Source organism: Streptomyces camponoticapitis (genome assembly GCF_014646115.1).
Classification (GTDB): domain Bacteria; phylum Actinomycetota; class Actinomycetes; order Streptomycetales; family Streptomycetaceae; genus Streptomyces; species Streptomyces camponoticapitis.
On sequence record NZ_BMMV01000004.1, the window covers coordinates 204,625 to 217,931 of the forward strand.

11 protein-coding genes are annotated in these 13,307 nt (G+C 72.7%); 6 read left to right on the top strand and 5 right to left on the bottom strand.

Features of this window, described 5'->3' with window-relative positions; translation table 11 throughout:
* Nucleotides 1-65 precede the first annotated feature (65 nt).
* Nucleotides 66-1,709: an acyl-CoA dehydrogenase family protein gene (locus IEY79_RS07980; RefSeq protein ID WP_189106626.1), complete on the bottom strand. Its 1,644-nt coding sequence runs from the start codon at nt 1,707-1,709 to the stop codon at nt 66-68.
* Between the two features lie 17 nt (nt 1,710-1,726).
* Here IEY79_RS07980 and IEY79_RS07985 point away from each other — a divergent pair, with 17 nt between their 5' ends.
* Both IEY79_RS07985 and IEY79_RS07990 read left to right on the top strand, forming a co-directional pair.
* Nucleotides 1,727-2,869, top strand: a complete 1,143-nt coding sequence (locus IEY79_RS07985) for a YihY/virulence factor BrkB family protein (RefSeq protein WP_189106627.1) — start codon at nt 1,727-1,729, stop codon at nt 2,867-2,869.
* 9 nt (nt 2,870-2,878) lie between these two features.
* Entirely contained in the window at nt 2,879-3,634 is a 756-nt protein-coding gene (locus IEY79_RS07990; protein WP_189106628.1) for a helix-turn-helix domain-containing protein, read from the top strand.
* Here IEY79_RS07990 and IEY79_RS07995 read toward each other — a convergent pair.
* The gene (locus IEY79_RS07995; RefSeq protein ID WP_189106629.1) at nt 3,574-3,966 is read right to left on the bottom strand and encodes a VOC family protein; all 393 of its coding nucleotides are present in this window, start codon (nt 3,964-3,966) and stop codon (nt 3,574-3,576) included. The two genes, IEY79_RS07990 and IEY79_RS07995, sit on opposite strands and share 61 nt — an antisense overlap.
* 111 nt (nt 3,967-4,077) lie before the next feature.
* Here IEY79_RS07995 and IEY79_RS08000 point away from each other — a divergent pair, with 111 nt between their 5' ends.
* The gene (locus tag IEY79_RS08000; protein WP_229700737.1) at nt 4,078-5,730 is read left to right on the top strand and encodes a sensor histidine kinase; all 1,653 of its coding nucleotides are present in this window, start codon (nt 4,078-4,080) and stop codon (nt 5,728-5,730) included.
* A 32-nt stretch (nt 5,731-5,762) separates the two neighbouring features.
* On the opposite strand, the gene IEY79_RS08005 is transcribed toward IEY79_RS08000, so the two are convergent.
* Nucleotides 5,763-6,539 (bottom strand): ABC transporter permease, encoded by a 777-nt coding sequence (locus IEY79_RS08005; protein WP_189106630.1) that lies wholly within the window; start codon nt 6,537-6,539, stop codon nt 5,763-5,765.
* Nucleotides 6,536-7,456: an ATP-binding cassette domain-containing protein gene (locus tag IEY79_RS08010; protein WP_189106631.1), complete on the bottom strand. Its 921-nt coding sequence runs from the start codon at nt 7,454-7,456 to the stop codon at nt 6,536-6,538. Before IEY79_RS08010 ends, IEY79_RS08005 begins: the two co-directional genes overlap by 4 nt.
* Before the next feature lie 155 nt (nt 7,457-7,611).
* Between IEY79_RS08010 and IEY79_RS08015 the strand changes: the two genes are divergently transcribed.
* Nucleotides 7,612-8,271, top strand: coding sequence for a response regulator (locus IEY79_RS08015; RefSeq protein WP_308426656.1), 660 nt, complete (start codon nt 7,612-7,614; stop codon nt 8,269-8,271).
* 207 nt (nt 8,272-8,478) lie between these two features.
* Here the strand turns inward: IEY79_RS08015 and IEY79_RS08020 are convergent, their stop codons facing one another.
* A complete protein-coding gene (locus IEY79_RS08020; protein ID WP_189106633.1) occupies nt 8,479-9,456 on the bottom strand; it encodes a hypothetical protein in 978 nt (325 codons plus the stop codon).
* A gap of 185 nt (nt 9,457-9,641) precedes the next feature.
* On the opposite strand from IEY79_RS08020, the gene IEY79_RS08025 reads away from it, so the two are divergent.
* Nucleotides 9,642-11,918 carry an Hsp70 family protein gene (locus tag IEY79_RS08025; RefSeq protein WP_189106634.1) on the top strand — a complete coding sequence of 759 codons (2,277 nt, stop codon included), beginning with the start codon at nt 9,642-9,644 and terminating at the stop codon, nt 11,916-11,918.
* Complete coding sequence (locus IEY79_RS08030; RefSeq protein WP_189106635.1) at nt 11,915-13,294, top strand: Hsp70 family protein; 1,380 nt, start codon at nt 11,915-11,917, stop codon at nt 13,292-13,294. The genes IEY79_RS08025 and IEY79_RS08030 overlap by 4 nt, the downstream gene beginning before the upstream one ends.
* Nucleotides 13,295-13,307: the final 13 nt, after the last annotated feature.

Sequence of the window (13,307 nt, forward strand, 5' to 3'; positions counted from 1 at the left end):
CCGGGCGAACGACGGCCGCCCGTCACCGGTCGGACGGCGGGCCGGACGGCGGGTCGGACGGCCGGTCAGACGGCCCGCGCCCGCGTCACCACCGACTCCAGGTCCAGAGTGTGCGGCAGCGTACCGAAGGCCGTACCCCAGTCCCCGCCGAGCCGTGACGCGCAGAACGCGTCCGCGACCGCCGACGGCGCCCACCGCACCAGCAGCGAGCCCTGGAGCACCAGCGCCATCCGCTCCACCAGCCGCCGGGCACGGGCCTCGATGCCGTCCAGATCCGCCAGTTCGGTCAGCAGGTCCTTGATCGCCCCGTCCAGCCGGTGGTCCGCGCCGCGCGCCTTGCCGACCTCCTGGAGGAACGCGTTCAGCGCCTCCGGCTCGCGCTGGAGCGCGCGCAGCACGTCGAGTGCCTGGACGTTCCCCGAGCCCTCCCAGATCGAGTTCAGCGGCGACTCACGCAGCAGCCGGGGCATCCCGGACTCCTCCACGTAGCCGTTGCCGCCCAGACATTCGAGGGCTTCGGCGGCCACCGGCGTACAACGCTTCGTCACCCAGTACTTGGCCGTCGGCACCGCGAGCCGCAGAAACGCCCGCTCCGCCTCCGAACCCGTGCTCTGCACGGCATCCTGGGCCGCCGCCAGCCGCAGCCCCAGCGTCGTCGCCGCCTCCGACTCCAGCGCCAGATCGGCCAGTACGTTGCGCATCAGCGGCTTGTCGATCAGCTCACCGCCGAACGCGCCGCGGTGCGCGGCGTGATGGACCGCCTGCGCGACCGACTGGCGCATCAGCGCCGCCGAGCCGAGTACGCAGTCCACCCGCGTCGCCGCCACCATCTCGATGATGGTGCGCACCCCGCGCCCCTCCTCACCGACCCGGCGGGCCCAGGTGCCGTCGAACTCGACCTCGCTCGACGCGTTCGACCGGTTGCCCAGCTTGTCCTTCAGCCGCTGGATCAGGAACACGTTGCGCGTCCCGTCCGGCAGCACCCGCGGTACGAGGAAACACGTCAGCCCGGCCGGCGCCTGAGCCAGCACCAGGAATCCGTCGCACATCGGCGCGGAGCAGAACCACTTGTGCCCCGTCAGCAGATACTCGCCGGCCGCGTCCAGCGGGCTCGCGGCGGTCGTGTTGGCCCGTACGTCGCTGCCGCCCTGCTTCTCGGTCATGCCCATCCCGAACAGCGCGCCCGCCTTCTGTCCGGCGGGCCGCAGACCGGGCTCGTACCGGTGCGAGGTGAGCCGGGGCTCCCACTCGGCGGCCAACTCCGGGTCCGTCCGCAGGGCGGGCACCGCCGCGTGCGTCATGGACAGCGGACAGCCGTTCCCGGCCTCCGCCTGCGTCCAGACGTAGAACCCGGCGGCCCGGCGCAGATGACCGTCGGGGCGGCCCCAGGCGTCCGTCAGCCCCGCCGACACGGCGGCGTCGAGGAGTTGGTGCCAGGCCGGATGGAACTCGACCTCGTCGATCCGGTTGCCGTAACGGTCGTGCGTACGCAGCTTCGGCGGGTTCTCGTTGGCCCGCGTCCCCCACTCCTGCGCCCGCGCGGAACCGGCCAGCAGACCGAGCGCGGACAGCTCCGACCGTGCCTCGTCGAGGACTTCGGGCGTGGCGTGCCGCTCCAGGCCTTCCGCGAGCGCCCGGTCGCCGCCGAAGACGTCGTATCCGACCAGCGGCGGAACCTGGTTGGTCACTGTGTGGGTGGTGGCAGTCATGCCGCTACGGTAAGGAGGTGCAGGCAGCAAACGAAACACCCGAGCGGCCATCGGGCCGACTCCGCCGACTCCGCCGGGTCCGAGCCCTCTACCGCAACGTCTCGAAGCGGAAGATGGCCTGGCTGCTGCTGAAAGACACGGTCAACTCGTGCATCGAGTACAGAATCCTCGGTCTCGCGGCGGAGGCGGCCTTCTTCACGCTGCTCTCCCTGCCGCCGTTGATGCTCGGTCTTCTCGGCCTGCTCGGGTACATAGACGACTGGACGAACACCACCACCGTCGCCTCGATCGAGGAGAACATCCTCACCGCGGTCGGCACGGTCCTCTCGGACCGCGGAGTCGACCAGATCGCGAAACCCCTCCTGGCGGACGTCACGCACGGCGGACGCCCCGACCTGATCTCCATCGGTTTCGCGATCGCGCTCTGGTCGGGCTCACGGGCGGTGAACGTCTTCATCGACACGATCACGGTGATGTACGGACTCGACGGCCGGCGCGGCATCGTCGCCACCCGGCTGCTCGCCTTCCTCCTGTACATCGTGGCGCTGCTCATCGGCGCCGTCGTGCTGCCGCTCGCGGTGGTGGGGCCGGACAGAGTCGTCGACATCATCCCGTGGGGCACGGAGGTCGCCAGCGTCCTGTACTGGCCGGTGGTGATCCTGCTCTCCATCGCCTTCCTGACCACGCTCTACCACGTGTCCGTGCCCGCGCGGTCGCCCTGGATAGAGGACGTGCCGGGCGCCCTCGTCGCCCTCGGCATGTGGGTCTTCGGCAGCTTCCTGCTGCGGATCTACCTCACCAGTACGGTCGAGGGCCCCACCATCTACGGATCGCTGGCCGCCCCCATCGCGGTGCTCCTGTGGATCGGGATCTCGGCCTTCGCCGTCCTGGTCGGCGCGGCGGTCAACGCCGCCATCGACCGGGTCTGGCCGTCCGTCGCCACGGCGGCGGCCCGCGCGGCCAACGACCGGCTCAGGGCCGCGCAGGCGGCGGAGCTGGTGGCGCGGGTGGAGGCCCTCTCGGGGGAGATGGACGAGGGCGAGTACGGCCCCGACCCGGACATGCCCTCGGAGTTCCCGGAGCGGTGGTCCCGCTTCCTGCCGCCCGACGACCTGAAGTCCCGCTTCCACTCGGGCCGGGACAAGGAGCAGAAGCCGTAGCCTGGAGGTGTGTACAGGGAACGGGCCTCGCGGGTCGAGGGCGTCGTCGTATGGACGCGGACAGCGCCGGTACGGGCCGACGGCCCCGTCTATCCGGTCCTGCCGGACGGCTGCATGGACCTGCTCTGGATCGGCGGCCGGCTGGGTGTGGCCGGCCCCGACACCCACGCCTACCAGCCGAATCTCCAGGGCGGCACCGTCGGCGGCGGTGGCGAGTGTGTGGGGGTCCGCTTCGCGCCCGGCATCGCGCCCGCGCTCCTGGGCGTACCGGCGCACGAACTGCGTGACCTGAGGGTGGATCTCGCCGACCTGTGGCCGGGCCCCGAGTCACGCGAGATCGTCGAGCGCGTCGCCACCGCCGCCGACCCGGCCGCCGCCCTCGAATCGGTGGCGCTGCGGCGGATGGCGCTCGCCGGGCCGCCCGACCCCCTGCTGCGGGCCGTCGTGGACGGGCTCGACGCGGGGCGTACGGTCGCCTCCGTCGCCGACACCGTCGGCCTCGGCACCCGCCGGCTGCACCGCCGCTCCCTCGACGCCTTCGGCTACGGCCCCAAGACCCTGGCCCGCGTCCTGAGGCTCCAGCGCGCGCTCGCGCTCGTACGGGCCGGGGCGCCGTACGCGGAGGCCGCCGTCGCCGCCGGCTGCGCCGACCAGGCGCATCTCGCCAGGGAGACGCGCGATCTGGCCGGCCTCACGCTCGGTGCCTACGAGGCGTTGGCGAACAGCGAGACGCCGCAGCCGTCCGGGTCGAGCACGACCGCGTAACGCTGCCCCCAGGTCGCGTCCCACGGCTTGAGGTGCCCGCGGTACCCGGCGCCCACCAGCGCGTCGTAGACGGCGTCGACCTCGGCGGGGCTGTCGCAGAGGAAGTTCAGGCCGACCCGGTCACCGTTCGACGGCGCGGTCCAGCCGGGGTCGAAGGACCGTACGACCTCCTCGGTGTCCCACGCGATACGCGTTCCGCCGGGCAGGGCGGCCTCCACATGAGGAGCGGAGTCCGCGTCGGCGGGGATGTCCAGGCCGAGCCTGCGGTAGAAGGCGAGAGAGGCCGCCATGTCGGAGACGACGATGCCGATCAGATCAAATCGTGGAGTCATGGGTCCAACGTAGGCGGGGGCCGGCCGACCGGTCTTGAACGAATCGGACGCGAGGAGCCGGCGCCCCTCGTTCGATAACCTCGAACGGTGCGACCACGGGGTGGGAACGGCGTGACGGGCGGGCGAGGGGCGGCGACGGGCCGCCTCGGCACTTGGGCGGCCGTGGGCCCAGCCGTACGCGACACCGCCCTGTGGGGAGCGCTGGCCGCGTTCACCCTCGCCTGGTTCGTGGGCCACCCCGACTCTTCCGTCGCGCTGGAGCTGGTGCTCCCGCTGCTCGTTCTCGCGGTCGCGATACCGGGCCGCCGCCGATGGCCCGTGGCCGCCGTGTTCGCTGTCAACGCACTCTGCGCGCTGGGCCTCGCCCACCCCGCCACCCCCGCCAACGCGTACGTCCTCGCGCTGGCGGTCCTCGCCTGTCTGCTGGGTACGGGACCGACGACCACCCGCTCCACGCTGCTGACGTTCGGCGGCTGCCTGGCCCTCGACCTGGCGCTCTGCGCCGTGCTGGGCGTGGAGGCGGTGTGGTGGTACTGGACGCTGACGATCCTGCCCCTGGCACTGGTCGTGCCCTGGCTCTTCGGCCGCTACTGGCAGGCCCAGCTCGCGCTCGTACGCGGCGGCTGGCAGCGGGCACAACTCCTGGAGCGGCAGCAGCGCCTCGTCGCCGAACAGGCCCGGCTGCGGGAACGGACCCGGATCGCCGCCGACACGCACGACTTCCTCGGCCATGAACTGAGCCTCATCGCGCTGCGCGCGGGCGCCCTGGAGCTCTCACCCACACTGTCCGGCCGGGACCGGGAGGACCTGGGGGAGCTGCGGGCGGCGGTGGCGGACGCGGTCGGCCATCTGCGGGACACGGTGGGGGTTTTGCGCGAGGACGAGGACGAGGACGGGGACGAGGGTGATCGGGACGGCGGGCCGACGGCCGAGTCCGTCGAGGAACTGGTGGACCGGGCGCGGGACTCGGGCGTCGCCGTCGATCTGCGCCGCGAGGGCAGCCCGGCGCCTCCCGGCCTCTCACCGCTCGTCGAGCGGGCGGTGTACCGAGTGGTGCGGGAGTCGCTGACCAACGCGGCCAAACACGCGCCGGGGGCGGCGGTACGGGTGCGGATCACGCACAGCGGCGGGCGCACGGAGGTACGGGTGACCAACTCGGCTGCGGCGGCTGGTGAGTTGTCGGCCCGGCCGGGGTCGGGAGGGCGGGGTCTGGCCGGGCTGCGCGAGCGGGTGCAGGTGGTCGGGGGGTCGCTGCGGGCGGCGCCGCACGAGCAGGGGTTCGAGGTCGTCGCGACGATGCCGGACCAGGTGGGACCGGACCGGCCGACGGGCCCGGGGCGGGAGCCGGGGGCCGACGCGGGGGCGGTGCCGGGGGCCGACGCGGGATCGGAGTCCGTACGGCAGCTCACCGCGGCCCGTCGCAGGACCAGGCTGCGGTTCGCCGCCGCGTTCGTGGTGCCCGGCGGATTCGGGCTGATCACCCTCGTGTCCGCCGCCTACGCCGCGTTCCAGCTGGCGACCTGCGTACTGCGGCCCGCGGACTTCGCCGATCTCCAACTCGGCCAGAACCGAGCCGAGTTCGCGAACGTCCTGCCCGCGCGGCAGTTCCCCTACGCGTCCGGCGCCGCGAAAGCCAGGCCCCGGCCGCCCGGGACGGTCTGCGAGTTCTACCGCTCGGGCGGCAGCCTCCTCGACCAGGTTGACCTCTACCGTCTCTGCTACGCGGGCCCCCGCCTGGTCGCGAAGGACGTGATCCCGGGGTAGACACACCCCGGACCGGGGCGCACGCAACCGCCCTACGCGTCGCGGCGTCGCAGTACCTCCCGGCCCGCGAGATGCGCGACGGCCGCCCACCCCGTCACGATCAGGAGCCCCACCGGTCGCGGGTACGGCGCCTCGTCGCCCAGCATGGAGTGCGTGCCCGCCGCCAGGGGCAGGTGGTCGTTCACCGTCAGCAGCACCTCACCGCCCAGCCCCTCCAGCAGGGTCGGCACGCCGTACAGCAGCAGGAAGAGCACCGTCAGTACCCCGGCAGGCGCCCGCAGCGCGAACGACATCCCCACCGTCAGCACCGCGACCAGCCCCAAGTAGACGCCGAGCAGCAGCACTTGACCACCGACCGTGGCGCCGTCGAACGTCGCCCGGCCCTCGAACGACACCCACGCCACCACCGTGCCCAGCACCCCGAGCAGCACCCCGGCCAGAAACGCGACCGCGCCGGTGACCAGCGCCTTGGCCAGCTGGACGCGGTGTCTGACCGGCACCCACAGCAGCGTCGCGCGCACACTCGTCGTCGCGTACTCGGCCGTCACCGAGGTCATCGCCAGGACGCCCACCGCGAACTGCACCAGCACGGCGGCGGCCACCGGCGCGTTGCCGACCGGCTGGACGGGATGGCCGTTGATCCGGGCGATGGAGCCGTAGTAGAAGGTGAACACCCCCATCAGCGCCACCCCGGCGACCAGGCAGAGATACGCGGCGCGTACGGTCCACAGCTTGGTCCACTCGGCGGCCACCGCCCCGGGGAGCCCGCCGCCCTCCGGCGCGACCGCCACTCGCGTCGCCGACCTCATGCCGCCGCCCCCGCCCCGTACTCCACGCTCTCCGCGGTGAGTTCCATGTACGCCTGCTCCAACGAGGCCGAGACCGTGCGCAGTTCATGCAGCCGCACGCCCAGGGCGTGGGCGGCATCGCCCACCTCCCCGGCGGTCCGGCCCCTCACGACCAGCTCCGTGCCGCCGCCCGGCTCCACCTCCGCGCCGTTGCGGACAAGCTGACCCGCCAGCGCGCGGCGGTCCTCGGCGTTCGGGACTCCCACCCGCACCGCGGTCGGCGAGCTGCCGGCCAGGAACTCCGGCATCGCCGTGTCCGCGAGCAGCTTTCCCCTTCCGACGACGACGAGTTGATCGGCCGTCAGCTGCATCTCGCTCATGAGATGGCTGGAGAGGAAGAGTGTGCGGCCCTCGGCGGCCAGCGAGCGCACCAACTCGCGTACCCAGCGCACCCCGTCCGGATCGAGACCGTTGACGGGCTCGTCGAAGACGAGGACGCCCGGGTCGCCGAGCAGCGCGCCCGCGACGCCGAGCCGCTGGTACATGCCCAGCGAGAACTCGCCGGCGCGCTTGCGGGCCACCGACATGAGCCCCACCAGCTCCAGGACCTCGTCCACCCGGCTCACCGCGATGCCGTTGCTGCGGGCCTGCGCCGTCAGATGGCCCCGCGCGGAGCGCGCGGGGTGCAGCGCCTTCGCGTCCAGCAGCGCGCCCACCTCGCGTACCGGATGACGCAGCGCGGCGTACGGCCTGCCGTCGATGAGCGCCGTGCCCCCGGTCGGGTGGTCCAGCCCGAGGATCATGCGCATGGTGGTCGACTTGCCGGCCCCGTTCGGGCCGAGGAAGCCGGTCACCCGGCCCGCCTCGATGTCGAGCGTCAGTCCGTCCACGGCGAGGGTGTCGCCGTAGCGCTTTGTCAGCCCTCTCAGGGTGATCATGTGCTGTTTCCCGTCCTTCCGGTTCGCTTCCTGCCCTGTGGACGGTAGGAAGGGCTCCGGTGGCGGCACATCGGCCGTTCGTCAGCGAACACGCCCCTTACTTTCGTCGGGGACTCCCGCGCGGGCCGTCTCGGTACACTCCGCCCGTGGTCAGGGTGCTGGTGGCAGACGACGAGGCGCTGGTCCGCGCCGGGGTGCGCGCGATTCTGGCGCGGGACCCGGGGATCGAGGTCGTCGCCGAGGCGAGTGACGGGCAGGAGGCCGTCGACGCCGTGCGCCGGCACCGGCCCGATGTGGCCCTGCTGGACATCCAGATGCCGGGGTTCGACGGGATCGTCGCCGCGGAGCGGATCCACCGTGAGCTGCCCGGCACGGCGGTGGTCATGCTGACGACCTTCGGCGAGGACGCCTTCATCGCCCGGGCGCTGCGCGGCGGCGCCGACGGATTCCTGCTAAAGGCGGACGACCCGAGGGAACTCCTGGCAGGCGTCCACGCGGTCGCCGCGGGCGGAGCGTATCTCTCACCGAGGGTGGCGGCCCGCGTCGTGGCGGGGCTGCGGGCCGGCGGTTCGGGCGCGGCGGCGGTCAGACCGCTCACGGAACGGCTGACGGAGCGGGAGCACGAAGTCCTCGCGCTGGTCGGCTGCGGGCTGTCCAACGCGGAGATCGGTGAGCGTCTGTATCTGGTCGAGGGCACGGTGAAGGCCCATGTCAGCGCGATCCTGGCCAAGTTGGCGGTACGCAACCGGGTGGAGGCGGCGATCGCCGCGTACGAGGCGGGCCTGGTCGTCCGGAGTCGCGACGACCGGCCCTAGGGTCTGTCGTTTGGATCTTCGGTGGCCCGGAACGCCTGGCACGGCCGGTACGAGCACGATCCTCCGCCTCGCGATGCACCGCACCGGACGCCCCGGGGCCCCGCCGCGCGGGCGGACGACACCACTTCGGAGACACCTCCCGGACGAATGAGTCCGACCGGGCCGGGCGGCGGTGCCGCCGGACAGGCCGGTCCTGCGGCGGCACGGTCAGCTCTCCTGAGTGCCGGTCTCGTTGTCGTACGGATCGAAGTACGGGTCCGGGTCGGGGTCGGGGTCGGGGGAAGTGTCGGCCGGCAGGCCGCCTTCCTGTCCGAAGCGGTCGGCCGTGCCCGTCCCCTGTCCACCGGACCCAGGCGCTCGCCCGGCGTCCGGCTCCCGGGTCGGCTGGTCCCACGGGAGCCCCTGTGGGGGCAGTTGGGGCTGCGAGTCATCGCCCCTCGGACCACCGATGCCGATGAACGGTGCGGCGATGTAGGTGGCCCGGCGGTATCCGGGAGGTGCGGAGGCACCGGGCGGCTTTCCGCCGCCGAGGGCCGGCAGTCCGGCGCCGGACACTCCAGCCACGGACGACCCCGACCCGGACGTCCCCCGCTCAGGCTCTCCGGTCGCCCCGCCCGGAAGGTGGAACCAGGCCAGCCGGTCGTATCCCGCGATACGTACGGCATGGAACATAGGCGGCGAGAGCTGATCGTCGTATTCGTTGTGTATCAGGCTCCGGTACAGGTCGTCCCAGAGGGCGAACGCCAGATCGGGTTCCTGCCGCGCCTTGAACGCCGACTTGAATTCCGCCGAGTCGAGCAGCCGGGTGGTGGCGACCACACCGTCGCCGGCATAGCCGCCCGCGGTCATGTGGACATTGTCCACCGCCGCCGCGGCACGCAGCCTTAGCCGGTGCTCGGCCGTCCTGCCGCCGTTGTCCCTGCGCAGGGCCCTCTTCAACTCCCGTACCAGGGAAGGGATCACCCGCGTCTCCACGATTCCCGGCGGCAGGATCAGCAGCTCGCCGTCGCCCTGGCCCTGTCTGGCGCAGGCGTCCCGGTCGATGCCCGCCGCCTCGCACGACTCCTCAAGGATCGCCAACAGCCGGTCCTGGTCACGTATTTGGTCCGGCACCGTACGACGGGTCGAACCCTCGGTGTCGACCGCGAACGAGAGGCGGCGTACACCACCGTACTTATTTGTCATCAGAACCTCGCTTCACTTGAGTGGCCGCGGCATTCCGAGCGCCCCGCAGGGGGAGGGACACGGCGAAGGCGGAATCGGGGGGACGGGCCGAACGGCGAGCCGAGTGACGACAACTCTGCCCGTTCCGCCGCCGGATTTCACCCGGTTCAACTACTTTGTTGTCTCTGTGGAACGGGGGAATGATTTTGGCTGACTTGACCGCGCCCGTGCTCTGCGTCGACTTCGGTACGAGCACCACGCAGGCGGCCCTGCTGAAGGGCGACGAGGTGCGTCTGCTGCACGACCCGGTCGGCGGGTCGTCCAACTGGCCCTCCGCGGTGTACGCGGAGGGCGACACGTTACTGGTGGGCCGGGCCGCGGAGAGACGTAAACGCGTCCACCCCGAGCGGTACCGGCACGAGTTCAAACGCGACCTCGGACAGGGCGCCCCGATCCGGCTCGGCGGGGTCTCCCGTACGGCCGAGGAACTGCTCACCACCGTGCTGCGCACGCTGCGGGCCGAGGCCGAGCGCCTGTCCGGATGGCCTGTGACCGAGGCGCTGCTCACCTTTCCCGCCTCGTACGGGCCGAAGGACCCCCGTCGCGGGGCCATGCTGGAGGCCGCGGCCCACGCCGGGCTCGGCGTCGCCGAGCTGCTGCCCGAACCGGTGGCGGCTGCGCTCTCCCCGCCGGCCGGGAAGCCCTTCGCACCCGGAGATCTCATCCTGGTGTACGACTTCGGCGGCGGAACCTTCGACACCGCGCTCGTACGGGTCGGCGCGGCCGGACACGAAGTGCTCGGGCACGGCGCCCTGGAGGACTGCGGGGGGCGCGACCTGGACGCGCGGGTCGCGGAGGAGCTCCAGAGGAAGTTCGCCGGTGTCCGCCCACCCACCACCGGCGGGACCACCCCCGAGGCGATGCTCAGGGCTCAACTGGATCTGAACGACCTCTCGCTGGAGCTCAAGGAGCAGCTCAGCAGCGGGGAGAACGCGGAGGAGTTCACCCGTACCGACATCCAGGTCACCCTCGACCGTAAGACCCTCACCGGCCTGGCCACCCCGCTCCTCGACAGGACGATCGACCGCTGCGGCAACCTGATCAGGGCGGCGAAGTGTGACGTCAGCCAGATAACGGCCGTGCTGACGGTCGGCGGCACGTGTCGTAGCCCCGTCGTCACCGACCACCTCACCCGCCACTTCGGTGCGCCGATCCGGCAGCCGGAGAACGCCCAGCACGCGGTGGTCCTCGGGGCGGCGGTATGGGCGCGGGCCACACCCGCACGCGTCATCCGGCCGGCCCGTCCCGCCCCGGGCATCACCCCGCTGGCCTGGGAACTGCCGTCAGGCCGTGCGGAACTCATCCGACAGCAGACGGTCACCGGCGACTCCTTCCGGGCCGGTGACACCCTCGCGCGGATCCGGGACCGGGAGGGCGCCATCCACCATCTGATCGCCGACACCTCGGGGACGGTCGTCAACTGGCATGCCCAGGTCCGGCACACCGTGCATTCGGGCGACTGGATCGTCACCACCGCCGCCGGCGCGTCAGGAGCCGGATCCACCGCCTCCCCTCAACTGCCCGCCGAACCGCCTCTGATGGAGTGGCGCGCGCACCAGGCTCCCGTGGGGGCGGTCGCCTTCAGCCCCGACGGACGGTTCCTGGCGACCGCCGACCACCACGGGACCGTCACCATCCGCAACCTCATCACCGGGGAATCCGCCCCCACGGTCGAACTGGCCCGTCCCGTGACCGCGTTGGCGGTCGACTCCCGACGCGGTCTGATCGCCGCGGGTCTGGAAGGGGGCGGAATCGAGATCTTCGATTTCGCGGGGGAGACTCGTCTCCCGTCGGTCGGCACAGAGGACGAGATCGAGACCATGACCTTCGGTGACGCCGGCGCCTGGCTGGCGGCGGCGGACGGGTCCGGGACGCTCGGATGGGCCACGGACGACTGGACGGAACTGGCCTCCGAGGAGCTGCGCGGCGACGCGGGCGGGCTGGCGACGCGCGTGGGCGACGCCCTGCTGCTGGGTGACGTTCGGGCGTTCACCCTGCTCGACACCCTCGGCGACCTGGACGACGGGCTGCTGCCACTGGCTCTGTTCGGCGGGCTGACCGCCGACGGGGGAGGTCCGCTGGTGGCCGTCACGCCGGGTGGGGTCCTGTCCGCCGGGCACCGTCCGGGCGCGGTGGTCAGGATCGACGCGCGGCACCTCGCGCAGGTGGCCCGGAGCGGCAGCCGCCTGCTGCTCGCCGGGTACACGGGCGGCGATATCCAGCTCTGGTCCCTGGCCGGCGGTGAGCTGCTCGGCGACCTGGGTGTGTCGGGGGAGGTGCTGTCCATGGTGTTCAGCCCGGACGGCGGCAGACTGGCGGTGGGCCAGGACGACGGCGCCGTCCTGATCTGGAACCTCACCGACGACGCACCGCCGGTGGCCCCGGCCGGGGCCATGTGGGCGCCGGGGAGCGGTCCGTCATGACGGAACCGACAGATCCCGTGCTCGCCGTCGACTTCGGTACCTCGGGCACGTGCGCCACCCTGGCCGACGGCTCCCGCACCCGGCAACTGCGGGAGCCCGCGAGCGGCGACTGGTCGTGGCCCTCGGCCGTGTTCATCGACGGGAACCTCCCCCGGGTCGGCACCCTCGCCGTCACCCACAAACGCCTCGCCCCGGCCGACCACCGCGACGAACTGAAGCGCTACCTGGGGCAGGACACGCCCCTGCGGCTCGCCGGGCGCGGCTACCGGCCCACCGTGCTCGTCACGGCCCTGCTCCAGTCCGTACGGGCGGAGGCCGAGCGGGTGAACGGCGGCCCGCTCGCGCGGGCCGTCCTGACCGTCCCCGCCTCCTACGGCCCCGGAGACATCCGTCTGACGGACCTTCTCGCCGCCGCCCGCGCGGCCGGAATCCCCGCCCCCGAGGTGGTGCCCGAACCGGTCGCCGCGGCCTTCGCCCCGCTGGCGGGCGGCCCCCTGCCGCCCGGAACCACCGTCCTCGTCCACGACTTCGGCGGCGGCACTTTCGACACCGCGGTCGTCACCATCGAGGAGGACGGCCATCAGGTGCTCGGCCACGCCACCCTCGACGACTGCGGTGGGCGCGACATCGACGCGGCCGTCGTCCGGTATCTGCGCGATGCCGGCGGCGAGGACCTGCGGCGGCTCCTCGACGGCCCGGACGAGGCCGCCGACCGCGCCCGGATGGATCTGCGGGACTTCGCCCAGCGGCTCAAGCACCGGCTGGGCGCGGAGACGACCGCGACGGACGTGTTCACCCCCGCCGAGGTACGGCTGACCCTCGACCGCCAACGGCTCGACACCCTTATCAGGCCCCTGCTTGAGCAGACCACCGACCGGTGCGCCGAACTGCTCCGCACCGTCCGGTCGGAGCACGCGACGACGCGTCCGGAGGCACACCCGCCTGTGGTGTCCGCGGTGGTGGCGGTGGGCGGGTGCAGCCGCCTGCCGGGGGTGCCCGAACACCTCGCCCGCACCCTGCGGCTGCCGGTCCGTCAGGCCGAGGACCCACAGACGGCCGTGTCGCAGGGAGCCGCCGCCTGGGCCTTGCGGGGAACCGCCGGGCGAGCCGCGCGCAGGACACCGTCCCTCGGCCCGGCCCAGGACCGCACCCCGCTCTCCTGGGCGCTGCCTCCGGGGGCGTCGACGCTGCTGTCCTGGCGGGTGCCGCAGGGCGGCCGGTTCACGGCCGGCGAGGTGCTGGCCCAGGTCCGCGCACCGGACGGATCTCTCCTCGACCTCACGGTCACCCGCGCCGGAACGGTCACCCGTTTCCACGCCGGGGTCGGCGACCAGATCCTCAGCGGGGACTGGCTGGTGACGACGACAGCCGGGTGACCCCGCCAAGCCG

What these genes read in the sequence shown, in the direction of transcription:
- IEY79_RS07980 (WP_189106626.1), bottom strand. Translation starts at nt 1,709, where the DNA reads ATGACTGCCACCACCCACACAGTGACCAACCAGGTTCCGCCGCTGGTC.
- IEY79_RS07995 (WP_189106629.1), bottom strand. Translation starts at nt 3,966, where the DNA reads ATGACTCCACGATTTGATCTGATCGGCATCGTCGTCTCCGACATGGCG.
- IEY79_RS08005 (WP_189106630.1), bottom strand. Translation starts at nt 6,539, where the DNA reads ATGAGGTCGGCGACGCGAGTGGCGGTCGCGCCGGAGGGCGGCGGGCTC.
- IEY79_RS08010 (WP_189106631.1), bottom strand. Translation starts at nt 7,456, where the DNA reads ATGATCACCCTGAGAGGGCTGACAAAGCGCTACGGCGACACCCTCGCC.
- IEY79_RS08020 (WP_189106633.1), bottom strand. Translation starts at nt 9,456, where the DNA reads ATGACAAATAAGTACGGTGGTGTACGCCGCCTCTCGTTCGCGGTCGAC.
- IEY79_RS08030 (WP_189106635.1), top strand. Translation starts at nt 11,915, where the DNA reads ATGACGGAACCGACAGATCCCGTGCTCGCCGTCGACTTCGGTACCTCG.